Source organism: Pseudomonas putida, from assembly GCF_004357765.1.
Lineage (GTDB): Bacteria > Pseudomonadota > Gammaproteobacteria > Pseudomonadales > Pseudomonadaceae > Aquipseudomonas > Aquipseudomonas putida_U.
In genome coordinates, this window is sequence record NZ_SMTE01000002.1 from 351,502 (window position 1) to 378,482 (window position 26,981).

General features: G+C 63.4%; 21 protein-coding genes. 4 read left to right on the forward strand and 17 right to left on the reverse strand.

Annotated features, from left to right (window positions below; all coding sequences use genetic code 11):
* The first annotated feature begins 8 nt into the window (after positions 1 to 8).
* The 3 genes from mscK (at position 9) to trxC (ending at position 5,433) form a co-directional block, all read left to right on the forward strand.
* Positions 9 to 3,317: a mechanosensitive channel MscK gene (gene mscK / locus E2H86_RS04070; protein WP_133324968.1), complete on the forward strand. Its 3,309-nt coding sequence runs from the start codon at positions 9 to 11 to the stop codon at positions 3,315 to 3,317.
* Between the two features lie 162 nt (positions 3,318 to 3,479).
* Positions 3,480 to 4,940: a protein adenylyltransferase SelO gene (gene selO / locus E2H86_RS04075; RefSeq protein WP_133324970.1), complete on the forward strand. Its 1,461-nt coding sequence runs from the start codon at positions 3,480 to 3,482 to the stop codon at positions 4,938 to 4,940.
* Positions 4,941 to 4,998: 58 nt separating this feature from the next.
* On the forward strand, positions 4,999 to 5,433 hold the full coding sequence (gene trxC, locus E2H86_RS04080) for a thioredoxin TrxC (protein WP_133324972.1): 435 nt from the start codon (positions 4,999 to 5,001) through the stop codon (positions 5,431 to 5,433).
* 91 nt (positions 5,434 to 5,524) lie between these two features.
* Here the strand turns inward: trxC and E2H86_RS04085 are convergent, their stop codons facing one another.
* Both E2H86_RS04085 and E2H86_RS04090 read right to left on the reverse strand, forming a co-directional pair.
* Positions 5,525 to 6,298, reverse strand: coding sequence for a ParA family protein (locus E2H86_RS04085; RefSeq protein WP_133324974.1), 774 nt, complete (start codon positions 6,296 to 6,298; stop codon positions 5,525 to 5,527).
* A gap of 104 nt (positions 6,299 to 6,402) precedes the next feature.
* Positions 6,403 to 7,296 (reverse strand): LysR family transcriptional regulator, encoded by an 894-nt coding sequence (locus E2H86_RS04090; protein WP_133324976.1) that lies wholly within the window; start codon positions 7,294 to 7,296, stop codon positions 6,403 to 6,405.
* A gap of 107 nt (positions 7,297 to 7,403) precedes the next feature.
* Here E2H86_RS04090 and E2H86_RS04095 point away from each other — a divergent pair, with 107 nt between their 5' ends.
* Complete coding sequence (locus tag E2H86_RS04095) at positions 7,404 to 8,648, forward strand: MFS transporter (RefSeq protein ID WP_133324978.1); 1,245 nt, start codon at positions 7,404 to 7,406, stop codon at positions 8,646 to 8,648.
* 12 nt (positions 8,649 to 8,660) lie between these two features.
* On the opposite strand, the gene gspM is transcribed toward E2H86_RS04095, so the two are convergent.
* The 15 genes from gspM to gltB all read right to left on the reverse strand — a co-directional run bounded on the left by gspM (position 8,661) and on the right by gltB (position 26,867).
* A complete protein-coding gene (gspM, locus tag E2H86_RS04100; RefSeq protein WP_133324980.1) occupies positions 8,661 to 9,131 on the reverse strand; it encodes a type II secretion system protein GspM in 471 nt (156 codons plus the stop codon).
* Positions 9,128 to 10,240 carry a type II secretion system protein GspL gene (gspL, locus tag E2H86_RS04105; protein WP_133324982.1) on the reverse strand — a complete coding sequence of 371 codons (1,113 nt, stop codon included), beginning with the start codon at positions 10,238 to 10,240 and terminating at the stop codon, positions 9,128 to 9,130. The genes gspM and gspL overlap by 4 nt, the downstream gene beginning before the upstream one ends.
* Positions 10,233 to 11,090, reverse strand: coding sequence for a general secretion pathway protein GspK (locus E2H86_RS04110; RefSeq protein ID WP_133324984.1), 858 nt, complete (start codon positions 11,088 to 11,090; stop codon positions 10,233 to 10,235). Before E2H86_RS04110 ends, gspL begins: the two co-directional genes overlap by 8 nt.
* Positions 11,087 to 11,665, reverse strand: a complete 579-nt coding sequence (locus tag E2H86_RS04115; RefSeq protein WP_165976031.1) for a type II secretion system protein GspJ — start codon at positions 11,663 to 11,665, stop codon at positions 11,087 to 11,089. Before E2H86_RS04115 ends, E2H86_RS04110 begins: the two co-directional genes overlap by 4 nt.
* The gene (gene gspI / locus E2H86_RS04120; RefSeq protein WP_133324988.1) at positions 11,652 to 12,035 is read right to left on the reverse strand and encodes a type II secretion system minor pseudopilin GspI; all 384 of its coding nucleotides are present in this window, start codon (positions 12,033 to 12,035) and stop codon (positions 11,652 to 11,654) included. The genes E2H86_RS04115 and gspI overlap by 14 nt, the downstream gene beginning before the upstream one ends.
* Entirely contained in the window at positions 12,013 to 12,474 is a 462-nt protein-coding gene (gene gspH, locus E2H86_RS04125) for a type II secretion system minor pseudopilin GspH (protein WP_207955610.1), read from the reverse strand. Before gspH ends, gspI begins: the two co-directional genes overlap by 23 nt.
* Positions 12,474 to 12,920 carry a type II secretion system major pseudopilin GspG gene (gene gspG / locus E2H86_RS04130; protein ID WP_133324992.1) on the reverse strand — a complete coding sequence of 149 codons (447 nt, stop codon included), beginning with the start codon at positions 12,918 to 12,920 and terminating at the stop codon, positions 12,474 to 12,476. Before gspG ends, gspH begins: the two co-directional genes overlap by 1 nt.
* Position 12,921: 1 nt before the next feature.
* On the reverse strand, positions 12,922 to 14,127 hold the full coding sequence (gene gspF, locus E2H86_RS04135) for a type II secretion system inner membrane protein GspF (RefSeq protein ID WP_133324994.1): 1,206 nt from the start codon (positions 14,125 to 14,127) through the stop codon (positions 12,922 to 12,924).
* 2 nt (positions 14,128 to 14,129) lie between these two features.
* A complete protein-coding gene (gene gspE / locus E2H86_RS04140; protein ID WP_133324996.1) occupies positions 14,130 to 15,593 on the reverse strand; it encodes a type II secretion system ATPase GspE in 1,464 nt (487 codons plus the stop codon).
* A complete protein-coding gene (gene gspD, locus E2H86_RS04145) occupies positions 15,590 to 17,440 on the reverse strand; it encodes a type II secretion system secretin GspD (RefSeq protein WP_133324998.1) in 1,851 nt (616 codons plus the stop codon). The genes gspE and gspD overlap by 4 nt, the downstream gene beginning before the upstream one ends.
* Positions 17,437 to 17,889, reverse strand: a complete 453-nt coding sequence (locus tag E2H86_RS04150; RefSeq protein ID WP_133325000.1) for a hypothetical protein — start codon at positions 17,887 to 17,889, stop codon at positions 17,437 to 17,439. Before E2H86_RS04150 ends, gspD begins: the two co-directional genes overlap by 4 nt.
* An 83-nt stretch (positions 17,890 to 17,972) precedes the next feature.
* Positions 17,973 to 19,442, reverse strand: a complete 1,470-nt coding sequence (gene gbpA / locus E2H86_RS04155) for an N-acetylglucosamine-binding protein GbpA (protein ID WP_230385167.1) — start codon at positions 19,440 to 19,442, stop codon at positions 17,973 to 17,975.
* A gap of 212 nt (positions 19,443 to 19,654) precedes the next feature.
* Positions 19,655 to 20,719, reverse strand: coding sequence for a uroporphyrinogen decarboxylase (hemE, locus tag E2H86_RS04160; RefSeq protein WP_133325002.1), 1,065 nt, complete (start codon positions 20,717 to 20,719; stop codon positions 19,655 to 19,657).
* 160 nt (positions 20,720 to 20,879) lie between these two features.
* A complete protein-coding gene (locus E2H86_RS04165) occupies positions 20,880 to 22,298 on the reverse strand; it encodes an FAD-dependent oxidoreductase (protein WP_133325004.1) in 1,419 nt (472 codons plus the stop codon).
* Positions 22,299 to 22,421: 123 nt separating this feature from the next.
* Positions 22,422 to 26,867 (reverse strand): glutamate synthase large subunit, encoded by a 4,446-nt coding sequence (gene gltB, locus E2H86_RS04170; RefSeq protein WP_133325006.1) that lies wholly within the window; start codon positions 26,865 to 26,867, stop codon positions 22,422 to 22,424.
* Positions 26,868 to 26,981 lie beyond the last annotated feature (114 nt).

Sequence of the window (26,981 nt, forward strand, 5' to 3'; positions counted from 1 at the left end):
GTCTGCCTATGTCCCTGCGCGCATCCCTTCGCGCAGCCCTGTTCGGGCTGTGCCTGTCCTTCTCGTTCACGACCCTCGCGGCCGAGGCGCCCACCACTGCCAGCATCCAGAGCAGCCTCGACAAGATCGCCGAGCGCAAGCTGCCGGAGGCCGAGCAGAAGGCCTTGCAGCAAGTCCTGGAACAGACCCTGACCCTGCTCGCCAGCGCCGAGGACAGCGAGAAGAAGCTGGCTGCCCTCAAGCAGCAGTTGGCCGACGCACCGAAGGAGACCACCGAAAGCCAACGTGAGCTGTCCAAGCTCAAGGGCAGCAAGAGCGTGCCGGTGGCCGAGCGCTACGCCGACCTCAGCGTGCCGCAGCTCGAACAGTTGCTCAGTGAGCGCAGTACCCAGCAGGGCGAGCTGCAAAAGGCGCTGTCCGAGGCCAACAGCCTGATCATCAATTCGCAGACCCGCCCCGAGCGGGCCCAGGCCGAAATCAGCAACAACCAGACCCGCACCCAGCAGATCAATAACGCCCTGAAAAGCGGCAAGGTCGATGGCAAGCCGATCAACGCCGACCAGCGCAACCAACTCACTGCCGAGCTGGCCTCGCTCAATGCCCTGACCCTGCTCCGGCGTCAGGAATTGGCCGGCAATGGCCAACTGCAGGACCTGGGCAACGCCCGCCACGACCTGCTGATCGAACGTGCCACCCGCCTGGAGCAGGAAATTCAGGACCTGCAGACGCTGATCAATGACAAGCGCCTGGCGCAGTCGCAGCAAACGGTCACCCAGCAGTCGATCGAAGCGCAAAAAGCCGGGGGTAGCACCCTGCTGGCCAACGAAAGCGCGACCAACCTCAAGCTGTCCGACTATCTGCTCAAGAGCACCGACCGCCTCAACGAACTGACCCAGCAAAACCTGCGCACCAAGCAGCAACTGGACAGCCTGACCCAGGCCGACCAGGCCCTGGACGAACAGATCAGCGTACTCAAGGGCAGCCTGCTGCTGTCGAAGATCCTCTATCAGCAGAAACAGGCACTGCCCCACCTGAAGGTCGACCGCGACCTGGCCGACCAGATCGCCGACATTCGCCTGTATCAGTTCGAGATCAACCAGCAGCGCGAACAGATGAGCAGCCCGCTGGCCTATGTCGACAAGTTGCTGGCCAACCAGCCCCAGGAGCAGGTCACCCCGCAACTGCGCAAGGCGTTGCTGGAAGTCGCAATCACCCGCAGCGACCTGCTCGAGCGGCTGAATCGGGAACTGTCGGCACTGCTCAACGAGTCGATCACCCTGCAGCTCAACCAGAAGCAACTGCTGGGCACGGCCCAGGGCCTGCGTACCACCCTCGAAGAGCAGATGTTCTGGATTCCCAGCAACAAAGCCCTGGACTGGGACTGGCTGCGCTATGTGCCCGAGCGGTTCGCCAGCCAGGTCGCGAGCCTGCCATGGAGCTCAGGGATCAAGGAACTGGCCGACGGCCTCAGCCAGCGCCCGCTGCTGTTCCTGCCGCTGCTACTGGTGATCGGCGCACTGCTGTGGCGCCGCAAGTACCTGTACCAGCGCCTGGGCAAGGTGCACCAGGACATCGGCCACTTCCGTCGCGACAGCCAGTGGCACACGCCACAGGCGATCCTGATCAACATTCTCCTGGCGATGCCGGTCAGCCTGGGCCTGGCGCTGTGCAGCTATGCCCTGCAGATCGACGCCCGCGGGCAGAACGCCAACCTGGGCGCAGCACTCTGGCAACTGGCCCAGGCCTGGCTGGTGTTCTACACCGCCTACCGCATCCTCGCTCCCGGTGGCGTGGCCGAGATCCACTTCCGCTGGCACAAGCCCCAGGTCGAGTTCCTGCGCGGCTGGGTCCGGCGCCTGGGCACGGTGGTGCTGGCGCTGGTCGGCGTGGTCGCGGTGGCCGAACATCAACCTTCGGCGCTGGCCGACGACGTACTGGGCATCGGTATCGTGCTCACCTGCTACGCGCTGATGGCATGGCTGCTCAGCCGCCTGCTGCTGAGCAGCCCGGCGCACCGGGATACCTCGCTGTTCCGCAAGGCGGTCGGGGTGGCCTTCACCGCCCTGCCGATCGCGCTGTTCGTGGCGGTCTGCTTCGGCTACTACTACACCGCCCTGAAACTCACCGACCGTCTGATCTACACCCTGTACCTGCTGCTGTTCTGGCTGGTGATCGAAGCGGCCTTCGTCCGCGGCCTGTCGGTGGCGGCGCGGCGCCTGGCTTATCAGCGAGCCTTGAGCAAGCGTGCGGCGGCCAAGGAAGGGCTCGATGGCGAGGTCATCAGCGAAGAGCCGACCCTGGATATCGAGCAGGTCAACCAGCAGTCGCTGCGCCTGATCCGCCTGGCCCTGCTCGGTGGTTTCATCGCCGGGCTGTACTGGGTCTGGTCGGACCTGCTGTCGGTGTTCGCCTACCTCAACAACTTCACCCTGTACGAGTACACCAGCGGCACCGGGTCCGCTGCCAGCATGGTGCCGATCAGTCTGGGCGACCTCCTCGGTGCGCTGGTGATCGTCGGCATCACCTTCGCGCTGGCCGGCAACCTGCCAGGTCTGCTGGAGGTGCTGGTACTGTCGCGGCTGAACCTGGCCCAGGGCAGCGCTTACGCCACCACGACACTGCTGTCGTACACCATCGTCGGGATCGGTATCGTCAGCACCCTGTCGACCCTCGGGGTCAGCTGGGACAAACTGCAATGGCTGGTGGCGGCGCTGTCGGTCGGCCTGGGCTTCGGTATGCAGGAGATCTTCGCCAACTTCATCTCCGGCATCATGATCCTGTTCGAGCGCCCGGTGCGTATCGGTGACACCATCACCATCGGCAACCTGTCAGGCACGGTAAGCAAGATCCGCATCCGCGCCACCACCATCACCGACTTCGACCGCAAGGACATCATCGTCCCCAACAAGACCTTCATCACCGGCCAGTTGATCAACTGGTCGCTGACCGACACGGTCACCCGGGTGACGCTCAAGCTTGGCATCGACTACGGGTCGGACCTGGATCTGGTGCGCGAGCTGCTGCTCAAGGGCGCCCACGAGAACCCAAGGGTGCTCAAGGACCCGGAGCCGATCGTGTACTTCCTGAACTTCGGCGAGAGCTCGCTGGACCACGAACTGCGCATGCACGTGCGCGACCTGGGCGACCGCAACCCGACCCTGGACGAGATCAACCGCTATATCAACCGTGAATTCAAGGCGCACGGCATCAAGATCTCGGTGCGCCAGGTCGAGGTGTTCCTGATGGACACCAAGGGCGGCAAGCAACAGCTGATTCCACTGGAACAACCAAAATCGGATGGCACCGCACCGGCCTGAGTACACTCCAATACTTTATGCTGTGCGCACCCCCTGCGAGGGCTGCGCCCTCGTTCGCGGGCAAGCCCGCTCCCACAGAGACCGCGCACTACCTATGGGAGCGGGCTTGCCCGCGAAGGGCCGCAAAGCGGCCCCGATGTCCAGACTTCAGGAGCCGGCCCCGTGAAAGCCCTCGACCAACTCAGCTTCGACAACCGCTTCGCCCGCCTGGGCGATGCCTTCTCCACTCAGGTCCTGCCCGAGCCCATCGCCGAGCCGCGCCTGGTGGTGGCGAGCGAGTCGGCCATGGCCCTGCTCGACCTCGACCCGACCCAGGCAGAACTGCCGATCTTTGCCGAACTGTTCAGCGGCGCCAAGCTCTGGGAGGAGGCCGACCCACGAGCGATGGTCTATTCCGGCCACCAGTTCGGTTCGTACAACCCACGCCTTGGCGATGGCCGAGGCCTGCTGCTGGCTGAAGTGCTCAACGACGCCGGCGAGCATTGGGATCTGCACCTCAAGGGTGCCGGGCAGACGCCCTACTCGCGCATGGGCGATGGCCGCGCCGTGTTGCGCTCGTCGATTCGCGAATTCCTTGCCTCCGAAGCCCTGCACGCCCTGGGTATTCCCACCAGCCGTGCGCTGTGCGTGGTCGGTTCAAACACCCCGGTGTGGCGCGAAACCCGCGAAAGCGCCGCGATGCTCACGCGACTGGCTCACAGCCATGTGCGTTTCGGCCACTTCGAATACTTCTACTACACCCAGCAGCCAGAGCAGCAGCGACTGCTGATCGATCATGTGCTGGATCAGCACTATCCCGAATGTCGCGACGCCGAGCAGCCGTACCTGGCGATGTTCCGCACCATCGTCGAGCGCAACGCCGAGCTGATCGCACGCTGGCAAGCCTACGGTTTCTGCCATGGGGTGATGAACACCGACAACATGTCGATTCTCGGCATCACCTTCGACTTCGGCCCTTACGCCTTCCTCGACGACTTCGACGCCAACTTCATCTGCAACCACTCCGACGACCGAGGCCGCTACAGCTACGCCAATCAGGTGCCGATCGCCCACTGGAATCTGAGCGCCCTGGCCCAGGCGCTGACCACGGTGGTCGAGGTGGAGCCGCTCAAGGAAGCGCTGGGGCTGTTCCTGCCGCTGTACCAGGCCCATTACCTGGACCTGATGCGTCGCCGCCTGGGCCTGACCTGCGCCGAGGACGACGACATGGCGCTGGTCGAGCGGCTGCTGCAACGCATGCAGAGCGGCGGTGTGGACTACAACCTGTTCTTCCGCAGACTGGGCGAGCAGCCGCTGGCCGAGGCGCTCAGGGTCGTACGTGACGACTTCGTCGACCTCGCAGGTTTCGATGCGTGGGGCGCGGATTACCTCGCTCGGTGTCAGCGCGAACCGGCCAATGCCGAAGGGCGTCGGCAACGGATGCACGCGGTCAATCCGCTGTATGTGCTCCGCAACTACCTGGCGCAAAAGGCCATCGAAGCCGCCGAAGCCGGGGATTATAGTGAAGTGCGGCGGCTGCATCGGGTGTTGAGCACGCCGTTCGAAGAGCAGCCCGGCATGCAGGCCTATGCCGAGCGACCACCCGAGTGGGGCAAGCATCTGGAGATCAGCTGCTCCTCATGATGATCGGTGCTGGCTGTACCGGCGATAGGCCGGTACCTACAACACACAAGGAACAGACATGTCAGAGCCATTGGTAATCCCCTGCCCTCACTGCAACGGTCTCAACCGCCTGCCCGCCGCCCGCTTGGGCGATGCGCCTAAATGCGGGCGCTGCAAGCAGGATGTGCTGCTCAGCACGCCGTTCGACCTCACCGAAAGAAGCTATGCCAGCCAAATCAAGGGCGACCTGCCATTGCTGGTCGACGTCTGGGCCGACTGGTGCGGCCCGTGCAAGTCCTTCGCCCCGACCTTCGAGCAGGCCGCCCGTCAGCTCAGTGGCCGCTGCCGCCTGGCCAAGCTCGACAGCGAAGCCAATCGCAACCTCGCTGGCCAGTTGGGCATCCGCTCGATCCCCAGCCTGATCCTGTTCAAGAATGGCCGCGAAGTCAGCCGCCAGGCGGGGGCTTTCCCGCTTCAGTCGTTGCTGGAGTGGTTGCGGAGCTTGGGGGTTTGAAGGGCATGGCTTGAGTTGTTTGGCGCCTGCGAGATCGAGCGCCGCCCGCGCGGCGCTCGATCTCACAGACGCTGAAAATGCCACGGCAAACTCACCCATTCTCCTCAAGCAACGAATGCAACTCGACAAATTGCTGGGTCAGCTTGTGCCGCGGTTCCAGGTGTATCAACGGCAGGCTGGCATGGTGCGATTCACGCATCTTCACCGAACTGCCCAGGTACACCGGTAGCACCGGTAACCCCTCCGCCAGCAATTCGTCGAGCATTTGCTGAGGCAGGCTGGCGCGGGACTGGAACTGGTTGACGACGATGCCCTCGACCACCAACTCATCGTTGTGGTCATCCTTGAGTTCTTCGATCTCGGCCAGCAGGCCATACAGGGCTTGGCGTGAGAAGCTGTCGCAATCGAAGGGAATCAACACACGATCGGCCGCGATCAGTGCAGAAACAGCGTAAAAATTCAGCGCCGGTGGTGTATCGATATAGATCCGCTCGTAGTCCTCGTCCAGCTCGTCGAGCAACTTACGCAACTTGTTGATCTTGTGCTTGGCTTCGAGCTTGGGCTGCAGGTCGGCCAACTCCGGGGTCGCCGTGACGACATGCAGGTTGTCGAACGGCGTTTCATAGATATCGACCTTGTTCTTCTTGCTGAAGGGCCCGCTGGACAGGCTCTGCTTGAAGAAATCCGCGATGCCCATGGGAATGTCCTCACCGGTCAGGCCGGTCAGGTACTGGGTCGAGTTGGCCTGGGCATCCAGGTCGATCAGCAGGGTCCGGTAACCCTCGTTGGCACTCACCGCCGCCAGGTTGCAAGCGATGCTCGACTTGCCCACACCACCTTTCTGATTGAACACCACACGCCGCATGACAGACCTCCGTGTATCAACGAATGCCCGAGTATGTGGCGGCGCCACGGCATTGACCAGCCCTGTTCATCCGTGCCCGCCACCAACCGTCCGAGCGTTTGCGCTCAGCCACTCACCTGGTCGGTCAGCAATTCGGCGAAGGCCTTGGCCATCGCCGATCCACCATGGGCACGCTGCAACAGCCACACTGCCGACATCGCGTCCTGGTCCAGCAACGTGCGATAGACCACCCCTTCGATGCGCATGCGCTGATAGGAAGCCGGAAGTACCGACACGCCCAACCCCGCCGAGACCAACCCGATGATGGTCATCGCCTCACCCGCCTCCTGGGCGAAGTGCGGGCTGAAGCCGGCCTGGCGTGCCAGGCTCTGCAACTGGGCATACAGCCCACTGCCATAGCTACGGGGGAAGAACACGAATGGCTCATGGGCCAATGCCGCCATGTGCAGGCCCTGCTCGGTACCGGCAGCCAGCGGATGCGAGGCATTGATGACGGCCACCAACGGCTCGCGGAACAGTTCCGTGGCCAGAAGTCCGTCCGGCAACGGCATCGGTCGCATCAGGCCGACCTCGATGGATTCGTCGAACACCGCTTGGGCCACATCGCGGCTGCTCATTTCCTGCAAGTGCAGGTGCACGGCAGGAAAACGCTGGCGGAAGGCGTGGATAGCCTTGGGAATCTTCGACGTGAACGGCGCCGATGAGGTGAAGCCGATCTTCAACTCACCTAACTCGCCGAGCTGGGCACGTCGGGCCACGTCGGCCGCCTTCTCCACCTGTGCCAGCACCTGCCGCGCCTCCTCGAGAAACAGTCGGCCAGCCTCGCTGAGCTCCACTCGTCGGTTCGTGCGCTCGAACAGGCGCGCACCCAGCTCCTGTTCCAAGGCCTGAATCTGTTGGCTCAGGGGCGGCTGGGAGATGCCCAGTTGCTGCGCGGCCCTGCCGAAATGCAGCTCTTCGGCGACGGCGATGAAATACCGCAGGTGACGCAGTTCCATGTTCGCTCCTAACGAGTCGTTAAAGCTCTTAAATAGGTCGAACAATATATTGGATCTAATCATTAGGCAGCTATATGATTTTTTCCATTGCCCCAGAGGTCTCCCCCGTGAAAACTGCTGTAGCCCCACTTTCCGCCGAGCCCGACCCCGCCCCGCTGAACGAGATCTGGATCGAAAAAGGCTCCCCCGCCTTCATGAAGACCGTGCTGGCCCTGTTCAGCGGCGGTTTCGCCACGTTCGCCTTGCTGTACTGCGTTCAGCCGATGATGCCGCTGCTGTCCAAGGAGTTTTCGATCAACGCCGCGCAGAGCAGCCTGGTGCTGTCGGTATCGACGGGCCTGCTGGCGTTCGGACTGTTGGTTACCGGCCCGATCTCCGATCGCATCGGACGCAAGCCGGTGATGGTCGCTGCCTTGCTCTGCGCCGCACTGTCGACCCTGGCCAGCGCCGTGATGCCGACCTGGGAACTGGTGCTGGCCACACGCGCGCTGGTCGGCCTGTCGCTGAGCGGCCTGGCGGCGGTGGCGATGACCTACCTGAGCGAAGAGATCCACCCACAGCACATCGGGCTGGCCATGGGCTTGTACATCGGCGGCAACGCCATCGGGGGGATGAGCGGTCGCCTGATCACCGGCGTTCTCATCGATTTCGTCAGTTGGCACACGGCAATGCTGGTGATCGGTGGCCTCGCCCTGGTGGCGGCAGTGGTGTTCTGGAAGGTCCTGCCCGAATCTCGCAACTTCCGCGCGCAGACGCTCAATCCACGTAGCCTGCTCGATGGCTTCCTCATGCACTTCAAGGATGCCGGCCTGCCATGGCTGTTCCTCGAAGCGTTCTTGTTGATGGGCGCCTTCGTCACCTTGTTCAATTACATTGGCTACCGCCTCCTCGCCGAGCCCTATCACATGAATCAGGCACTGGTCGGCCTGCTCTCGGTGGTGTACCTGTCGGGCATCTACAGCTCGGCGCAAGTGGGCGCCCTTGCCGACAAGCTAGGCCGCCGCCGGGTATTCTGGGCGAGCATCCTGGTGATGGCCGGCGGGCTGCTGATGACCCTGGCCAGTCCCTTGACGCTGGTGATCGTCGGCATGCTGGTGTTCACCTTCGGCTTCTTCGGCGCGCACTCGGTGGCCAGCAGCTGGATCGGTCGCCGGGCCCTGAAGGCCAAGGGCCAGGCTTCGTCGCTGTACCTGTTCTGTTATTACGCAGGCTCCAGCGTGGCCGGTACGGCGGGCGGGGTGTTCTGGCACCATGGCGGATGGAACGGCATCGGGCTGTTCATTGGCAGCTTGTTGGCCGTGGCGTTGCTGGTGGCACTGCATCTGAGCAAGCTGGCGCCCAAGAGTGCCTGAACACGGCGCACTTCAAATGTCCGCCAGTTCCAGCACCAAGCGCGCATGCAGCAACTCACCCTGGGCCTGCAACTGGATGCCACGAACTCTGCCACCATCCCGTTCGAGCTGATGCAACCACGGCAAGACCTGGGTGGCCGGGCCTTCGAGGCTGACATCCAGCTGCCCGGCCTTGGCTTGCAGACTGTTGATGCGGATACCGGCGGCCTTGGCGCGCTCACTCAAGGTGGCAGGTGTCAGCCGGGGGGTTGCGCCATCTGACCGGGGCGGCCCCTGCATCAGCCGCCGCAAATTGGCGCCCTGCTCATATTCCGCCACGAGATTTCGTTCAGCCTGCTGCAAGCGCGCCTGACCCGGTAGCCAGAGCAGTTGATGAATCACCAGCAGGCCGCAGGCCCACAGACCCACTTGCAACAGGACACGTCGAGCGCTCGATATCTGCTGCCACTGACGCACCAAGGTGTGATCGCTCCAGGGTTTCAATCAACCTCCTCCCAGGAAAGACTGGCTCGAACGCCGCCATCGTCCTGCCGGCCATGCTCCATATGCAGACCTGGAACCCGCTCGGCCAGTCGTTCAAGGTCGCCGAAGCTCTGAGCGACAACGTCCACCCGCCATCCTTGCGCAGGGCTCGATTCGGCACGCTCGATGGTGATGTTCGCGGCCGCGACCAACTGCTCGGCGAATCCGGCCAGCTTCTCTACCGCGGTGGTTGCCTGGGGGCGGGCTTGCAGCGAACTGATCAGCAGGTTCAAGTCTGAGCCGACAGGCTGCCCGGGCGTCCAGCGCTGCAATGCCTGGACGGTCTCGGCATGCTGGCGTGATGCGAGCCGCGACAATCGCTCAGCCTGCAGATGATCCGCTGCGCAGACCATCAGCGCGGCAAGCGTCACCCCGCCTGCCAGCCCTACCCAAGAGGGGGCTTTGCCTCGCCGCCGCAAGTCCCCTTGGCGCAGGTCCACGGCGCCGCCACGGCCTTGCAACAAGATGTCGAGGGCATTGCCGACCTGCCGTTCGTCACCCATCCCAGTAATCGCCCCGGCCTCCGCCATCCAAGGCATGCCCGGGCATTTCGCCAAGAGAGCTCCCGCAGCCTGGGCACCGACCGCCAGCCGCACGCCCTCGGTGCCCCCTAACAACCAGCGCCCTTCGAACCACAGAGCACAGACCCGCTCGGCCACCAGCAGATCGGCATCGACATGGATTGCTACAGGGTCGATGCCCTGTCCCTGCAATAGCGCCAGCACCCGGCGCAGTTGCGCCTGGGCGACGATCAGGACCTTTCGCCGACCCTGTCCATCCACCGGCCCGAACGCCAGGTGCGATGCTTCCAGCGATGCGGCCAGCTGCTCTTCGGCGGCATACGCCAGGGCCTCGCGACTGGGGCGCCGCCCCGGCACCGGCCCGATCGGGCAATATCCCGCCATTTCCATGGGCAGCACCAGCACCACACCTGCGTCGCTCAGTGCCGCCGGCAGCTCAGCCAAGGTGGAACGGTAGGTATTACCATCCGCCGCACGCACAAGCACTGGCCACTGCGCGTCCCCCTGCGCCAGCCCCTCGGCCAGCAGAAACAGGTAAATGTCATTCATCGGGCATTGGCTCCGGTTGTGCAGAATGAACCCGACGCACCACGCGTATCCGAAGCGTGTCCGGGTCGATCTCCAAGTCGCTGTACAAGTAAAGGGACCGGCCCTGTAGCACTGCCCGGACTTCCAGGCGGTACCATCGGCTGTTTACCCTCAGGCCATGGCTGTCGATGCCCAGGCCAACCAGTTGTGGCTGCGCCAGAAAGCGCTGAACGCTGGCAGAGCCCTCCTCGTCCCGCCCGTTGACCAGGCGCTCGGCGGTGGCGGGTTCGACCCCTTCGAGGGCTGCGAGCAACGTGGCCGACGCGGTATTGATGTTCAGCCCCGCTTGCGCCGGCAACGCCACGACCCAGGGGCGCAAACGCCGCATGACTTCGCCATCGACACCCGGCAGAGCCCGCAGCTGGCTGGGATCGAGCAGCCGTTGACCAGCCAGGGCGTCCAATGCCGGCGCCTCGATCTGCAAGACGCGACACAGACGCTGCCAACGTTCGAGCAGCACCGGGTCCAAGGTCTTGCGTGCAGTGAGCGCCCCGAGGTTGAAGCGACCGGACAGGTCCTCCAACTTCAAGTGCACCTGCCCCTGCGCAAGATCGAGCACGCGCGGTTGCGCCCAGGGCTGGCCGGTATGGGTAATCTGCAACAAGGTGGTGGCCTGCTGCTTGAGCTGCGCCATGGCGTAGCGCTCTCCCGCCTGCGCCAGCTGCAAAAGCCGCGACGCGTCGATCTGTTGCCCGATAGCACCGAGCATGCCGTGATGGCTGCGTAACGAGCCGGCGACCAGCATGATCAGCAGTGCCATCACCAGCAGCACGGTTACCAGTGCCACGCCCCGCTGCCGCGGCTTGCTCACAGGCTGGCCCCCGCCAACGGCAGGACCCGGCGTATCGCCTGCAGACGCTGGGTCGACAGGATGACTTCGAGCGCCAACGGTGGCTGGGTCATCTTCCCGTCGGATGACCAACCCTCCTCTGCGCCATACAACCGCCAGTGCAACGCCACTACGCCTTCCAATAGCCGCTGCGGGCGCACTTCGCCGTACTCCAGCGTGCGCCGCTGACGCCACAGCACCCCATCCTCGAGCCAGTACTCGACGATCCTCAGATCGCTGCGCGGCAATGCCTGGCGGTCGTATTCTGCGCCCAGCAACCAACTCACTCGATGCGGCGTCAGCACCACATTGGAACTCGCACGCTTGTCCCCGGAGGCTGGCCAGTAACCTTGCAGGGCGTCACGCTGCATCACGCTCATGGCTCGGCCGAGTGCGCGGAGTTCGTCGGCGTAGGCCTGACGCGCGGCATCGGCGCGTACCCAGGTCGCCAGCAACTGGCTGGTGCCGGTGGCAAGCAAGGCGAAGACGCTGATGGCCAGCAGCAGTTCCAACAGCGTGAAGCCGCGCTGGGCACGCCGTGGATCATGGGCGTTCATCGCCTGCCTCCAGCCAGCCCACCGCCTGGTGAAGCGGTCGCCCATCAGCCGCCAGGCCAACGCTCACGCTCACCTCCACCAGACCAAGGCCCACCAGTGAGCGCCGCGATTCCTCGAGCACCCAGGTGCGCTGATCGAGGCGAACCTGCAACGTACGTTGCGCCTTGGCCGGCATCGCCTGCACGCGGAGCTCGCTGAGGTGGTTGTCTGCAATCCAACTGGCGAACAAGCGATCACGCACATCCTGGGACTGCGTCAGCAGGTGCTGACTGGCCGTGGTCACCGCCGCGGCAAGGACGGCGAACACCGTCAGTGCCACCAGCACTTCCAACAGCGTGAAGCCACGTTCAGAGTTCGAGCCAGGGGTCATTCAGGCCATCGCTCGTGACGCGGGCAAGTTCCACACCTGCCTGCTGAAAGGACAACGAAAAAGGGGTGTATTCGTCGTTGCTGGCAAACACCAACTGGGCAATATTCGAATCGCTGGCGAGGACCACAGGAAGGCTGTCGATCTCCAGCAACAGGTCCAGCCCCGTATCGTGGCGCGGCCCTTCGACCTGCCAGATTCGCCCTGCCGCCTTGAGCAGCTGATAGCCGTGCGGGTCGATGTGCACGCCAAGCGCCTGCCCCTCCAGGACGGCCTGGTGCCGGGCATGCTGAACCAGTTGCAAGAACAGGCTCGCTTCTTCACGGGCCAGTCGCTGCGGGTCACGCCCAGCCTGGAACCCCGCGAGCCCCATGACGATGCCCACCAGCACCAGCACCAGCATCATTTCCAGAAGGGTGAAGCCCCGTGCCTGGCGCCGCATCATTCGGTCCAGTTGCCGATATCGGCATCGGCGTTCTCACCCCCCGGCTGGCTGTCGGCGCCGAGGGAATAGAGATCGAAGCCCTGGTTCGAACGGGTCCCGGGACTGGCGTATTGGTATGGCGCGCCCCAGGGGTCGAGCGGAGCGCTTTTGAGGTACCCCTGGGCACTCCACTGACGGGGCAATGGGGCGATGGTAGGACGCTTGACCAGTGCCTCGAGGCCTTGGGCCGTGCTGGGGTAGCGCCCGTTGTCCAGGCGATAGATCTCCAGCGCGGTGGAAATGGACTGGATATCGGTACGTGCCGCTGTCAGCTTGGCGTGTTCCGGGCGGCTCATCACATTGGGCAGGACCAGTGCGCCGAGTACGCCCAGGATGACGATGACCACCATGATTTCGATGAGGGTGAAGCCGCGTTGTCGGCGACGAACAGAGCCAGGAGACATATCAGTTGACCAATTGGTTGAGGTTGAGAATCGGCAGGAGGATGGCCAGCACGATGAACAGCACGATGCCACCCATCACCAGCAGCATCAGGGGTTCGCAGAGACTGACGAGAAGAGAGATACGGCCGGCCAGGTGCTTGGCCTGAAGGTCGGCGGCGCGTTCGAGCATGCTGTCCAGTTCGCCCGCCCGCTCGCCGCTGGCGATCATGTGCAGCATCAATGGGGGCAAGGTCTCGCTGCGGGCAAGGCTATTGGCCAAGGTCGTTCCTTCGGCGACTTCCCGCGCAGCCGCTTGCAGGCGCTCGCGCAGTACCCGATTGCCCACGACGTCCGCGCCGATGGTCATAGCATCGACCAGAACGACACCACTGCGACCTAGAATCGCCAGCGTGCTGACAAACCGCGCCGCGTCGCTGGCGCGCACGAAGCCGCCATAACCGGGCAAGCGCAAGACCAGGGCATGCCATTGCCGGCGTCGTTGCGGCTGACGTAACGCCAGGGCTATGCCCACCGCAGCGAGCACCACCAACAGCAATGCCGACAAACCCAGGCTGACGACCCCCTCACTTAGCGCGATCAGCACCTGGGTCGGCAACGGCAATTGCGCCTGGTCACGGGCGAAGGCCTGCACCACGTCTGGCACGACATAGCCCAGCAGAAACCCCACCACCAGAATCGACACGACCATCAGGATCAGCGGATAGAGCATCGCCAACTGCACCTTCTGGCGCAGGGCCTGCTGGGCCTCGCCATGCTCGGCCAACCGTTCCAGCACCCCGGCCAGATGCCCGGAGCGCTCGGCCGCCTCGACAGTGGCACGGTACATGGGGGGAAAAGCTGCGGGATAATGCGCCAGTGCATCGGCAAAGGCATTGCCTTCGGCGACCCGCTCGGCCACGCCCAGCAACAGCTGCTTGGCCTGGCGCTGGTTGGTCTGCCACGCCACCGCGTGCAAGGCCTCGGTCAGCGGCATGCCGGCCTGCAACAAGGTGGCCAGTTGTCGGGTCAGCAGGCAACGACGGTCGAGCGAAAGCCGGTGACCGGGGGCCAGCGCAGTGAAAGGCGACGGCTGCACCGCCCTGATCGCCAACACCGTCAGGCCTTGCTCGCGCAGCTGTTGCCGGGCCTGACGCGCATTCGGCGCGTCCAGCGTGCCACGTAGACGTGCGCCCTCGAGCGAGTGTGCCTGATACCTGAAAACCGGCATCGTCAATCCTGTCCCGTCACGCGCAACAGTTCCTCGACACTGGTCTGCCCTTGGCAGACACGCTCAACGCCGTGCTGGAACAGGCTGGACGTCATGGGCCGGATCATCTCGCGCATCTGCGCCTGGGCGGCGCGACCATGAATGGCTTGAGCCAGGGACGGCGTGACAACCACCAGCTCGTGCAGCGCCACACGTCCTCTGTAACCCATCTGGCAATGCTCGCAACCGGCGGCCCGGTAAAGATGCGTGGGCAGATCATCGGGGTTGCCCAGGGCTCGTGCCATGGCGGCGTCCACCGCACAGGCGACCTTGCAGTGCGGGCACAGCCTACGCACCAGGCGTTGGGCCATGACCCCAGCGAGCGACGAGGCGAGCAGGCAGGTATCGATCCCCATGTCCGCCAACCGGGTGATGGCGCCCAAGGCATCGTTGGTGTGCAGGGTCGACAGCACCAGGTGGCCGGTCAGCGACGCCTGCACGGCGATGTCGGCGGTTTCCCGGTCACGGATCTCGCCGACCATCACCACGTCCGGGTCCTGCCGCAGAATCGCCCGCAGGCCACGGGCAAAGGTCATCTCGACCTTGGTATTGACCTGGGTCTGCCCGATGCCGGGCAAGTGGTATTCGATCGGATCCTCGACGGTGAGGATGTTGCGCGACTCCTGGTTGAGCACCGAAAGCGCGGTGTAGAGGGTCGTGGTCTTGCCGGAGCCGGTCGGGCCGGTGACCAGGAAGATGCCATGGGGCCTGTCCAGCAGGCCCAGGAAGCTGTCGCGCACCGACGGTTGCATCTGCATGTGATCGACATCCAGGCGCACAGCGCGTTTGTCCAGCAGACGCAGCACCACCCGCTCGCCATGTGCGGCGGGCAGCGTCGAGACCCGCACATCGACTTCATGACCCGCCAGCCGCAGACTGATCCGACCATCCTGAGGCACGCGTTTTTCCGCGATGTCCAGGCGCGCCATGACCTTGATTCTCGAGACCAGCAAAGCCGCGACCGCCCGGGGTGGCGTGAGCACTTCACGCATGATGCCGTCGATGCGCATCCGAACCCGTAGCTGTTGCTCGAATGTCTCGAGATGGATATCCGAAGCCTGCGCCCTGACGGCCTCACTGAGCAGGGCGTTGAGCAAGCGGATGATCGGCGCATCGTCCTGCTGGTCGAGCAGGTCGCAGGTCTGCGGCAAGGCCTCGGCCAGGCGGGACAGATCGATGTGTTCGTCCAGGCCCTGGATCAGCGACTGGGCGGCATCCTGGGCCGCGCCATAGCACTGCGTCAGGTGCCGGGCGAACTGCTCGGCATCCACCCAACGCAACGGCCAGTCAGGACCCACCACCCGCAGGGCCTCGGAAAGCGCCTCCAGCGTGGCATCCTCGCGCATCAGCAGTGCTGGCTGCGCAGCCTGCTGGTCGAGGAGGATCCCGTGGCGACGGGCAAAGCTGAAGGGCAGCACGGGACTCACTGGGCGGACTCCTCGCCCACCGGCATGCGCCGCGTTTCGAACAGCGAGTGTGGATCTTCGGAGAGGCGCGCCGGATCAGAAGCATGCACTTCATCGTATGCACGGCGTCCTGACTCGATCAGTTCTGCCTGGCTGCGAAGAATGGTGGGCCGCAAGAACACCATGAGGTTGGTTTTTTCCTGGGTGTCCCGGGTCCAGCGGAACAGACCTCCGATCAGCGGCAACCGCCCGAGCAGCGGCACTGCGCGCTGCTCCTGACGCACACTGTCCTTGAGCAGGCCGCCAATCACGATGATTTCGCCATCCTCCGCCAGGATCGTGCTCTTGAGCGTGCGCTTACTGGTGACCAGGTCCCCTTCGAGCGTGCTCGGCGCCAGTTCGGAGCTTTCCTGCTCCACCTCCAAACGCAGGCTCCGGCCCTCGTTGATGTGCGGGCGGACTTTGAGGCTGATGCCGATGTCCTTGCGTTCGACGGTGGTGAACGGGTTATCCGCACCACTGCCTGAGGTGGTGTACGAGCCGGTCTTGAACGGCACGTTCTGACCCACCAGGATCTGCGCTTCCTGGTTGTCGAGGGTCAGCAGGCTGGGTGTGGAGAGCAGGTTGCTGCGGCTGTTGCTGGCCAACGCCGAGACCAGCACGCCGAAGCGGTCCGAACCCAGTGCCAGCGCTGCGCCGCTGGGTAGCACCTTGTCATCGCCCAGCAGGTCGCCCCAGGCGGCGCCACTGTCGGGGAAGGTGATTCCCCCCTTCAGGCTGCCGGTATTGATCCCCCACTGCAGGCCCAGGGCTTCATTGATGTCGCCACTGACCTCGACGATCGCCGCGTGGATCAACACCTGCGCACGGGGCTGGTCCAACTGCTCGATGATCTTGACTACGTTGCCGAGCATGCGCGGCTCTCCGAGCAGTACCAGGGCATTCTGGCTGACATCGGCTTTCACCATGGTACCTGCCGTGAGCGACTGGCCCAGAGCCTGCGGGTCGCTCTTGCCTGCCAAACGCTTGCCCACCTCGCCGAGAACCTCGGCCAACTGCTCGGCATTGCCATGCTGAAGCCGGACGACGCGCCAGTTCTGCGAACTGATCGGCGCCGGAACATCCAGGTCACGGATCAGTTGGGCCAGACGCTTGCGCGATGTGGACGGACCAAGCACCAGCAGACGATTGCCGCGCGGGTCGGATAGCACACGCAAACCGCTGTCCGGGGCCGCGGTCAATTGCTCGACCACGGGCAACAGGTCAGTCGCCTGGGTGGCGCGCAGGGTCACCAACTCATAATCCTGCCGTTGCCCGCTGTCCAGTTGCGCCACCAGGCTTTGCAGGCGGTCCAGGTTCGCCGCCGAGTCAGTCACGACCAGGGCGTTGGCCGAGTTGGAAGGACCTATGTAGCCATTGCTCGACACCAGCGGCCGGAGCAGGCCGGCCAGATCGGATGCCGTGCTGCCGGAAAGTTCGAACACGCGCGTGCCGAAGGCAGCAGGAATGCTTTCGACCTGCTGGTTGGCCCAGGCCTTGGCCTCGCTGGCCGGCACGATCAGCAAGCGATCGCCGTCGTTCACCGCCGCAAAGCCTTGTGCACTGAGCACCGAATAGAACAAGCGGCGAACCCCCTCGCGATCGTGGGGCTCATTGGAATGGACAGTGATGCGGCCCTGCACACGCGGATCGAGCACGATCGTCTGGTCGAGGATCATCCCGACTTCGCGCACCACGTCGCGCACATCGGCATCACTCATTGCCAACTGCCACGTTGGCTGATCGGGCTGATCTGCGAGTACCAGCGAGCAGCCGATGCTCAGACACGCGCCCAGAGAAGCCGCTCGCAGGTAACGTTGGAATTTCATTGCACCTCCCGCAACAAGCGGGGTGGATCGGCAGCAGCAGGACCTGGGTCACGTGCGCCACCAGATGGATAGATGTGGTTGGTTCGGCCCTCGGACAGCGTCACTCTGCGCTCGCCACTGCCATCCCAGAGCGTCATGGAACGGACATCGATGTGGCGCACCACATGGCCACCCGGCAAGCGGTCGCCCACCTGGTAGAAACGCTCATCCTGGCCGCTGGCCACCAGCACACGGGCGGTGCCGCGACTGGAGATGAAACTTGCCTTGAGTACCAGCCCTGCCGGACTGGCGGCCTGGGCACCAGGCTCGTGGTAGCCGAAGGCCAACGCCAGGGTTGCCGTGGGCAATGATGGGTATGTCGGTGCTGCGGGCCGAACTGCTCCTTGCTCGACGGCCACGGCAACGGTGGGCCGCGTCGTTTCACGTGCGATCAGAAAGACGAGCGTCACGAGCGGAACAGCCAACCACGACAACACCGATAACGACTTCATTGATCAGGACAACATCTGGCGAGGCACTTATCGGACCTTTCTCAACGCTTGATCCAAGCGTCCTGCCAGTTGCTGCCTACACCCGGCTCGTACTGGTTGGCATTTTCCGAGTAGATCTTGCACCAACCCTCATACGGGAATGGCTTGCACTCGAAGACTTCGCCGGTCTTGGGCTGCAGAACGGTCACACCAGCGGCATAGCTCGCCAACGACTGCGGGAATTCGAAGTCGTATTGGTCGCCGCCTGCGGCCTTGAGCTGCACAGGGCGTTCTTCCTGCAGCAGGATGCGGCCGGTCTTGTTGACGCCGACGACTTTCAGCAGGTGCTCGCCTTCACTGCTGGTGGCCTGCAGCTTGATCGGGCTGGAGGTGGCATTCACCGCCTGACGAGCGAAGCCGACCTGCTGGTTGGCGCTGTCGAACAGACGCGAAGTCACTTGCAGATCACGGTTGGTCATTACCGTGAAGTCCACGCTGGTCTTGCCATCCGTCAGGGTGTAGTCGGGCTTCAGGTCATGCAGGTGCATGTAGCTGTCATCGACCGGCTTGCCTTTGAAGTCCAACTGATAGCTGGTGATACCCGACTCCGCTTTGGCGAAAATCGTATTGCTGCCCTGCACCGGCTTGATTTCGCCGTCGCTATCGATCTGGCCTGCGCGCACCAGGGGCAGGGTTTCGTTGATACGCTTGGCGAGTTTGTACGACCAGTTCGGGGCAAGGCCCTCGTCGGCGTTGTCGATGCTGATACTGGCGCTCAGTTCTGGGCTTTCGACACCTTCCACGAACGCGCGAGCCTTGACCCTGTCGCCCACTTGCAGGTCACGCTGCGGGTTGATGCTGCCGACTCGGGGCCACTCAGGCGCCGGGCCACCGTCGACCTGAATGTCCACGTCCATGACGTTGTAGAATGCGGCGGCGGTATCGTCGATGGTCCAGACACCCAGAATGATGTGCTGTCCGGACTTGTCGGCAGGCAGCGTGCACTGGTGTTTTTCCAAGGCTGGACCGTGAGACTCCTGCCCCTCGCCACGGGCTGGCTTGCCGTGACCGTCGACGGTGCAGAAAGGTGCCGTTTCGAACGCTTCTCGCGCCAAAGGCGCATTGGGGTTCCAACCGCTCTTGGTGATGAAATATTCCCACCGGGTCGTCCGGTGCCCCGTGGTGTAGTACCAGTCGAAGGCCACCTCCCGCTGCGTCAGAGGAGTGAGATGCCAGCGGTTGGCCGACTGTTCATCTAACGGTGAGAAGTCTGCACGCACTCCACCACTGGCGATCTTGCCGTCTGCAGGACCCTGTGCCGGAAAGCCTTTCGGGGCCTCGCCGACAGAGAACTCCTCATACATCGCCTGGCCACAGCCGGTGTTCAAACCCAGCCGACAGGCGTAGGCACGCGAAGGTGGCTCACTCGCATAGCCATGCGCGTTGGCCAGCTGAGCGTGCATGCCCGCGCTAGCAACCGCCAGCCACACACCGCTGGTGATGATTCCTCGTAGATTGTTTTTCTGACTCATATCGCACCCCGAACTGCTTGGGACTATGTCGGGAGGGCCCGACGGGAGTGCGCGAGTCTAGAAAGTTGTCGTAAGTCGATATGTAGGATTAAACCTGTAAGAACTGTGGACTTTCAGTTCATGAGCTCCATGATGGGGACGTCCACGTCCCGGCTCATGAGGTGCTTTTCCACCGCACCGATCAGCTTGGGCTGACCGGGTCGGCGATCAACTCACTGATGGTACTGCGCCGACAACTCGTGCACGGCGTTGATGAACGCGCCGGCATGTTCCGGATCGACTTCCGGGGTGATGCCATGGCCCAGGTTGAATACATGGCCGCTGCCATTGCCATAGCTGGCCAGAATACGCGCCACTTCCTTGCGGATGGCCTCGGGTTTGGCGTAGAGCACGGTCGGGTCCATGTTGCCCTGCAACGCCACCTTGTCGCCCACGCGACGGCGGGCATCGCCGATATCGCAGGTCCAGTCCAGGCCCAAGGCATCGGCGCCGGCCTCAGCGATGCTTTCCAGCCACAGCCCGCCATTCTTGGTGAACAGGATTACCGGTACCTTGCGCCCCTCGTGCTCGCGGATCAGGCCGCTGACGATCTTGCGCATGTAGGCCAGGGAGAATTCCTGATAGGCCGCTGCCGACAGGTTGCCGCCCCAGGTGTCGAAGATCTGCACAGCCTGGGCGCCGGCCAGGATCTGCCCGTTGAGGTAGCTGGTGACCGATTGGGCCAGCTTGTCCAGCAGCAGGTGCAGGGCCTCTGGGTTGTCGTAGGCCATGGCCTTGGTCTTGCGGAAGTCCTTGGAGGAGCCGCCTTCGACCATGTAGGTGGCCAGGGTCCAGGGGCTTCCGGAGAAACCGATCAAAGGCACTCGGCCATTGAGCTCGCGGCGGATGGTGCTGACCGCATCCATGACGTAGCCGAGGTCTTTCTGCGGATCGGGGATCGGCAGCGCCTCGATATCGGCCGGGGTGGTGATGACCTTCTTGAAACGCGGGCCTTCGCCGGTCTCGAAATACAGGCCCAAGCCCATGGCATCAGGGATGGTGAGAATGTCCGAGAAGAGGATCGCGGCATCCAGCGGATAACGGTCCAGCGGCTGCAGGGTGACCTCGCAGGCGAACTGCGGGTTCATGCACAGGCTCATGAAGTCGCCAGCCTTGGCACGGCTCGCGCGGTACTCAGGAAGGTAGCGGCCAGCCTGGCGCATCATCCACACCGGGGTGACGTCTACGGGTTGCTTGAGCAGTGCACGCAGGAAACGATCGTTCTTCAGGGCAGTCATGTCGGCATCCGGAAAAATAGTGCCGGCATTTTCTCAGACGCCAGCGCAAAAGGCACGGTCGAGGCCATGCGATTTGTCTATTAGGTGCCATGGATCAAGCGTTTTTGTATACAAAAGCTCCGCGGGCGGGTCGGGTCGACTCGCCCGCGAATGCGCTGGATCAGACTTCCAGGTAGTCCAGGATGCCTTCGGCGGCGGTACGGCCTTCGAAGATCGCCGTCACTACCAGGTCCGAACCGCGGACCATGTCGCCACCGGCGAAGATCTTCGGGTTGCTGGTCTGGTGCTTGAACTTGCCTTTCTCCGGTGCCACCACACGGCCCTGGCTGTCCAGCTGGATACCATGCTGCTCGAACCACGGCGCCGGGCTCGGACGGAAGCCGAAGGCGATCACCACGGCATCGGCCGGCAGGATCTCTTCGGAGCCTGGGATCGGCTCGGGGCTGCGGCGGCCACGGGCATCGGGCTCGCCGAGACGGGTCTCGACCACCTTGACGCCTTCGACCTTGTCTTCGCCGACGATGGCGATAGGCTGACGGTTGTAGAGGAACTTCACGCCTTCTTCCTTGGCGTTCTTCACTTCTTTGCGCGAACCCGGCATGTTGGCTTCGTCACGGCGATAGGCGCAGGTCACCGACTTGGCCCCCTGGCGGATCGAAGTGCGGTTGCAGTCCATCGCGGTGTCGCCACCACCCAGCACCACGACTTTCTTGCCCTGCATGTCGACGAAGTCTTCAGGGGACTTCTCGAAACCCAGGTTGCGGTTGACGTTGGCGATCAGGAAATCCAGTGCATCGTGCACGCCTGGCAGGTCCTCGCCCGGGAATCCGCCCTTCATGTAGGTGTAGGTGCCCATGCCCATGAACACTGCGTCGTACTCGGCGAGCAGTTGCTCCATGGTGATGTCCTTGCCCACCTCGGTGTTCAGCCGGAACTCGATGCCCATTCCGGTGAAGACTTCGCGACGATTGCTCAGCACGGTCTTTTCCAGCTTGAACTCAGGAATACCGAAGGTCAGCAGGCCGCCGATTTCCGGATTCTTGTCGAACACCACCGGGGTCACCCCGGCGCGCACCAGCACGTCGGCACAGCCCAAGCCAGCCGGACCGGCACCGATGATGGCAACGCGTTTGCCGGTCGGTTTGACCTTGGACATGTCCGGACGCCAGCCCATGGCGAAGGCGGTATCGGTGATGTATTTCTCGACGGAACCGATGGTTACCGCGCCGAAGCCGTCGTTCAGGGTGCAGGCACCCTCGCACAGGCGGTCCTGCGGGCACACGCGGCCGCACACTTCCGGCAGGGTGTTGGTCTGGTGGGAAAGCTCCGCCGCCGCCAGGATGTTGCCCTCGGAAACCAGCTTCAGCCAGTTGGGGATGAAGTTATGGACCGGGCACTTCCACTCGCAATACGGGTTGCCGCAGCCCAGGCAGCGGTGCGCCTGTTCGACGGACTGTTGGGGCTTGAAAGGTTCGTAGATTTCCACGAACTCTTTCTTGCGCTGACGCAGCAGCTTCTTCTTCGGGTCCTTACGACCCACTTCGATGAACTGGAAGTCGTTGTTCAGACGTTCAGCCATTTTTCAAAACCTCTTTACAGCAGCTGCAAGCTACACGCCGCAAGCCGCAAGACGATCACTTAAGCCGGGCGAACCGCATGCTGCCTTCACTTGCAGCTTGCAGCTCGCCACTTGCAGCTTTATTTACTGCGGGTTGGCACGGGTGCTGGACAACAGTTGCTTGAGGTTGGCTGCCTTCGGCTTGACCAGCCAGAAGCGCCGCACATAGTCGTCCAGGTTCTCCGAGAGCTCACGCCCCCACTCGCTGCCGGTTTCTTCGACGTATTCGCCCAGGACACGCGCCAGGTGGCTGCGGTAGGCCTCCATCGCTTCACCACTGATACGCTGGATTTCCACCAGCTCGTGGTTGAGCTTGTCGACGAAGGTATTGTCCATGTCGAGCACGTAGGCGAAGCCGCCAGTCATGCCAGAACCGAAGTTGTAACCGGTCTTGCCCAGTACGCAGACAAAGCCGCCGGTCATGTATTCACAGCAGTGATCGCCAGTACCCTCGACAACAGCGTGGGCGCCGGAGTTACGCACAGCGAAGCGCTCGCCCGCAGTGCCGGCGGCGAACAGCTTGCCGCCAGTGGCACCGTACAGGCAGGTGTTACCCACGATGGCGCTGTGCTGGGTTTCGAACGGGCTACCGGCCGGCGGCACGATGGTCAACTTGCCACCGGTCATGCCTTTGCCGACGTAGTCGTTGGCATCGCCTTCCAGGTGCAGGTTCAGGCCACCGGCGTTCCACACGCCGAAGCTCTGGCCAGCCGTGCCTTTGAAGCGGAAGGTGATCGGCGCTGCGGCCATGCCCTGGTTGCCGTGCAGCTTGGCGATTTCGCCAGAGATGCGCGCACCGATGGAGCGGTCGCAGTTGCAGATGTCGAGGCTGAACTCGCCACCGGCCTGGTCGCGGATCGCTGGCAGGGCCATCTCGACCATCTTCTCGGCCAATTCGCCCTTGTCGAACGGCGGGTTCTTCTCCACTTCGCAGAACTGTGGCTTGTCGGCCGGGATGTGCGAGCTGCCCAGCAACGGCGTCAGGTCGAGGTGCTGTTGGCGCTCGGTGTCGCCTGGCAGCACGTCGAGCAGGTCGGTACGGCCGATCAGTTCACCCAGGCTACGCACACCCAGCTTGGCCAGCCACTCGCGGGTTTCTTCAGCGACGAAGGTGAAGAAGTTGATCACCATGTCGACGGTGCCGATGTAGTGATCTTTGCGCAGCTTGTCGTTCTGGGTAGCCACGCCGGTGGCGCAGTTGTTCAGGTGGCAGATACGCAGGTACTTGCAGCCCAGGGCGATCATCGGCGCGGTGCCGAAGCCGAAGCTTTCGGCGCCGAGGATGGCTGCCTTGATGACGTCCAGGCCGGTCTTCAGACCGCCGTCGGTCTGCACCCGCACCTTGCCGCGCAGGTCGTTGCCGCGCAGGGTCTGGTGGGTTTCAGCCAGGCCCAGCTCCCATGGCGCGCCGGCGTACTTGATCGAGGTCAGAGGCGAAGCGCCGGTGCCGCCATCGTAGCCGGAAATGGTGATCAGGTCGGCATAGGCCTTGGCCACGCCGGCAGCGATGGTGCCGACACCGGCTTCTGCCACCAGTTTGACCGACACCAGCGCTTGCGGATTGACCTGCTTGAGGTCGTAGATCAGCTGCGCCAGGTCCTCGATCGAGTAGATGTCGTGGTGCGGCGGTGGCGAGATCAGGGTCACGCCCGGCACTGCATAGCGCAGCTTGGCGATCAGACCGTTGACCTTGCCGCCAGGCAGCTGGCCGCCTTCGCCGGGTTTGGCGCCCTGGGCCACCTTGATCTGCAGCACTTCGGCATTGACCAGGTATTCCGGGGTGACGCCGAAGCGACCGGTGGCCACCTGCTTGATCTTCGAGCTGCGAATGGTGCCGTAACGCGACGGGTCTTCACCGCCCTCACCGGAGTTCGAACGTGCACCCAGGCGGTTCATGGCTTCGGCCAGCGCCTCGTGGGCCTCTGGCGAGAGCGCGCCGAGCGAGATACCAGCGGAGTCGAAGCGCTGCAGAATCGCTTCCAGCGGTTCGACCTGATCCAGCGGCAATGGCTGATCAGCGACCTTGACCTTCAGCAGGTCACGGATCATCGACACAGGGCGCTGGTCCACCAGCGTGGTGTATTCCTTGAACTTGGCGTAGTCGCCTTGCTGCACGGCAGCTTGCAGGGTGTTGACCACGTCCGGGTTGTAGGCGTGGTATTCGCCACCGTGGACGAACTTCAGCAGGCCGCCTTGCTGGATCGGCTTGCGCGCACTCCAGGCTTCTGCGGCGAGCAGCTTCTGGTCGCTTTCCAGGTCGACGAACCGCGCTCCCTTGAGACGGCTGGACACGCCCTTGAAGCTCAGGCCAACCACTTCCTCGGCCAGACCCACGGCTTCGAACAGCTGGGCGCCACGGTACGAGGCGATGGTGGAGATACCCATCTTCGACAGGATCTTCAGCAGGCCTTTGGAGATGCCCTTGCGGTAGTACTTGAACACCTCGTCCAGGTCGCCGAGGACTTCACCGGTGCGGATCAGATCGGCGAGCACTTCGTAGGCCAGGTAGGGATACACGGCCGAGGCGCCGAAGCCCAGCAGCACGGCGAAGTGGTGCGGGTCGCGAGCGGTGGCGGTTTCGACCAGGATGTTGCTGTCGCAACGCAGACCCTTTTCGGTCAGACGGTGGTGCACGGCACCGACGGCGAGCGAAGCGTGAACCGGCAGCTTGCCCGGGGCGATGTTGCGGTCGCTCAGCACCAACTGGGTCTTGCCCGCGCGAACCGCTTCCTCGGCCTGATCGGCGATGTTGCGGATGGCAGCTTCCAGGCCGACGCTTTCCTCGTAGTTGAGGTCGATCAGCTGACGCTCGAAACCTTCACGTTCCAGGCTCATGAGGGAACGCCACTTGGCCGGCGAGATCACTGGCGAGCTGAGGATAACCCGCGAGGCATGCTCTGGGGATTCCTGGAAGATGTTGCGTTCGGCACCGAGGCAGATTTCCAGCGACATGACGATCGCTTCGCGCAGTGGATCGATCGGCGGGTTGGTCACCTGAGCGAACTGCTGGCGGAAGAAGTCGTACGGCGAACGCACGCGCTGGGACAGCACGGCCATCGGCGTATCGTCACCCATCGAACCGACCGCTTCCTGGCCTTGCTCGCCGAGCGGACGCAGTACTTGGTCACGCTCTTCGAAGGTGACCTGGAACATCTTCATGTACTGCTTGAGCTGGTCGCTGTCGTAGCTGGCCACGCCCTGGTCGTCGGTCAAGGTCGCCTGGATGCGCAAGGCATGCTGACGCAGCCAACGCTTGTATGGGTGGCGGGACTTGAGACGGTTATCGATGGCATCGGTATCGAGGATCTGGCCGGTCTCGGTGTCCACGGCGAAGATCTGGCCCGGACCTACGCGGCCCTTGGCCAGAACGTCCTCGGGCTTGTAGTCCCAGACGCCGATTTCCGAAGCCAGGGTGATGTAGCCGTTCTTGGTGGTCACCCAGCGCGCAGGACGCAGGCCATTGCGGTCGAGCAGGCAGACCGCGTGGCGGCCTTCGGTCATGACGATACCGGCCGGGCCATCCCACGGTTCCATGTGCATGGAATTGTATTCGTAGAAGGCACGCAGGTCGGCGTCCATGGTCTCGACGTTCTGCCAGGCTGGCGGCACCAGCATGCGCACGCCACGGAACAGGTCGATGCCACCGGTGACCATCAGTTCGAGCATGTTGTCCATGCTCGAGGAGTCCGAGCCCACGCGGTTGACCAGCGGGCCGAGCTCTTCGAGGTCAGGGATCAGGTCATTGGAGAACTTGGTGCGACGGGCCATGGCCCAGTTGCGGTTACCGGTGATGGTGTTGATCTCGCCGTTGTGGGCGAGGAAGCGGAACGGCTGAGCCAGCGGCCATTTCGGCAGGGTGTTGGTGGAGAAGCGCTGGTGGAACACACAGATCGCGGTCTGCAGGCGCTCGTCGCCCAGGTCCGGGAAGAATGCGGCGAGGTCCGCCGGCATCATCAGGCCTTTGTAGATGATGGTCTTGTGCGAGAAGCTGCAGATGTAGTGGTCGGCGTCATGGGCGTTGGCCACGGACGAACGACGACGGGCGCTGAACAGCTTGATGGCGAATTCCTGGTCGCTCAGGCCTTCACCGCCGATGAACACCTGTTCGATCTGCGGCAGGCGCTCCAAGGCCAGGCGCCCGAGCACGCTGGTGTCGATCGGCACCTTGCGCCAGCCGACCAGCTTCAGACCGGCATTGATGATCTCGCGATCCATGTTGGCGCGGGCAGCTTCGGCTTTGACCGGGTCCTGGTTGAAGAACACCATGCCGACGGCGTACTGCTTTGGCAGTTCGACGGCGAAGTGTTCCTGGGCCACGGCACGCAGGAACTGATCGGGCTTCTGCATGAGCAGACCGCAACCGTCACCGGTCTTGCCGTCAGCGTTGATGCCACCGCGGTGGGTCATGCAGGTCAGCGCCTGCATGGCGGTTTGCAGAAGGTGGTGGCTCGGTTCACCCGTCATATGGGCGATCAGGCCAAAACCACAGTTGTCCTTGAATTCTTCGGGATGGTACAGACCTGTTTTCATAGACACTTTCTCACCAGGTTCACCTCTCAACGGAGGCAAATCTCTTTTTAGTACAACCACTTACCATCCACGCCGATCAAATGCCAGCTTTTTTGCGGTGGCCATGGAAAACCA

Coding starts and splice junctions, on each gene's coding strand:
- mscK (WP_133324968.1), top strand. CDS start 9: ATGTCCCTGCGCGCATCCCTTCGCGCAGCCCTGTTCGGGCTGTGCCTG.
- trxC (WP_133324972.1), top strand. CDS start 4,999: ATGTCAGAGCCATTGGTAATCCCCTGCCCTCACTGCAACGGTCTCAAC.
- E2H86_RS04085 (WP_133324974.1), bottom strand. CDS start 6,298: ATGCGGCGTGTGGTGTTCAATCAGAAAGGTGGTGTGGGCAAGTCGAGC.
- E2H86_RS04090 (WP_133324976.1), bottom strand. CDS start 7,296: ATGGAACTGCGTCACCTGCGGTATTTCATCGCCGTCGCCGAAGAGCTG.
- gspL (WP_133324982.1), bottom strand. CDS start 10,240: ATGAATGACATTTACCTGTTTCTGCTGGCCGAGGGGCTGGCGCAGGGG.
- E2H86_RS04115 (WP_165976031.1), bottom strand. CDS start 11,665: ATGAACGCCCATGATCCACGGCGTGCCCAGCGCGGCTTCACGCTGTTG.
- gspI (WP_133324988.1), bottom strand. CDS start 12,035: ATGACCCCTGGCTCGAACTCTGAACGTGGCTTCACGCTGTTGGAAGTG.
- gspH (WP_207955610.1), bottom strand. CDS start 12,474: ATGCGGCGCCAGGCACGGGGCTTCACCCTTCTGGAAATGATGCTGGTG.
- gspG (WP_133324992.1), bottom strand. CDS start 12,920: ATGTCTCCTGGCTCTGTTCGTCGCCGACAACGCGGCTTCACCCTCATC.
- gspF (WP_133324994.1), bottom strand. CDS start 14,127: ATGCCGGTTTTCAGGTATCAGGCACACTCGCTCGAGGGCGCACGTCTA.
- gspD (WP_133324998.1), bottom strand. CDS start 17,440: ATGAAATTCCAACGTTACCTGCGAGCGGCTTCTCTGGGCGCGTGTCTG.
- gbpA (WP_230385167.1), bottom strand. CDS start 19,442: ATGAGTCAGAAAAACAATCTACGAGGAATCATCACCAGCGGTGTGTGG.
- hemE (WP_133325002.1), bottom strand. CDS start 20,719: ATGACTGCCCTGAAGAACGATCGTTTCCTGCGTGCACTGCTCAAGCAA.
- E2H86_RS04165 (WP_133325004.1), bottom strand. CDS start 22,298: ATGGCTGAACGTCTGAACAACGACTTCCAGTTCATCGAAGTGGGTCGT.
- gltB (WP_133325006.1), bottom strand. CDS start 26,867: ATGAAAACAGGTCTGTACCATCCCGAAGAATTCAAGGACAACTGTGGT.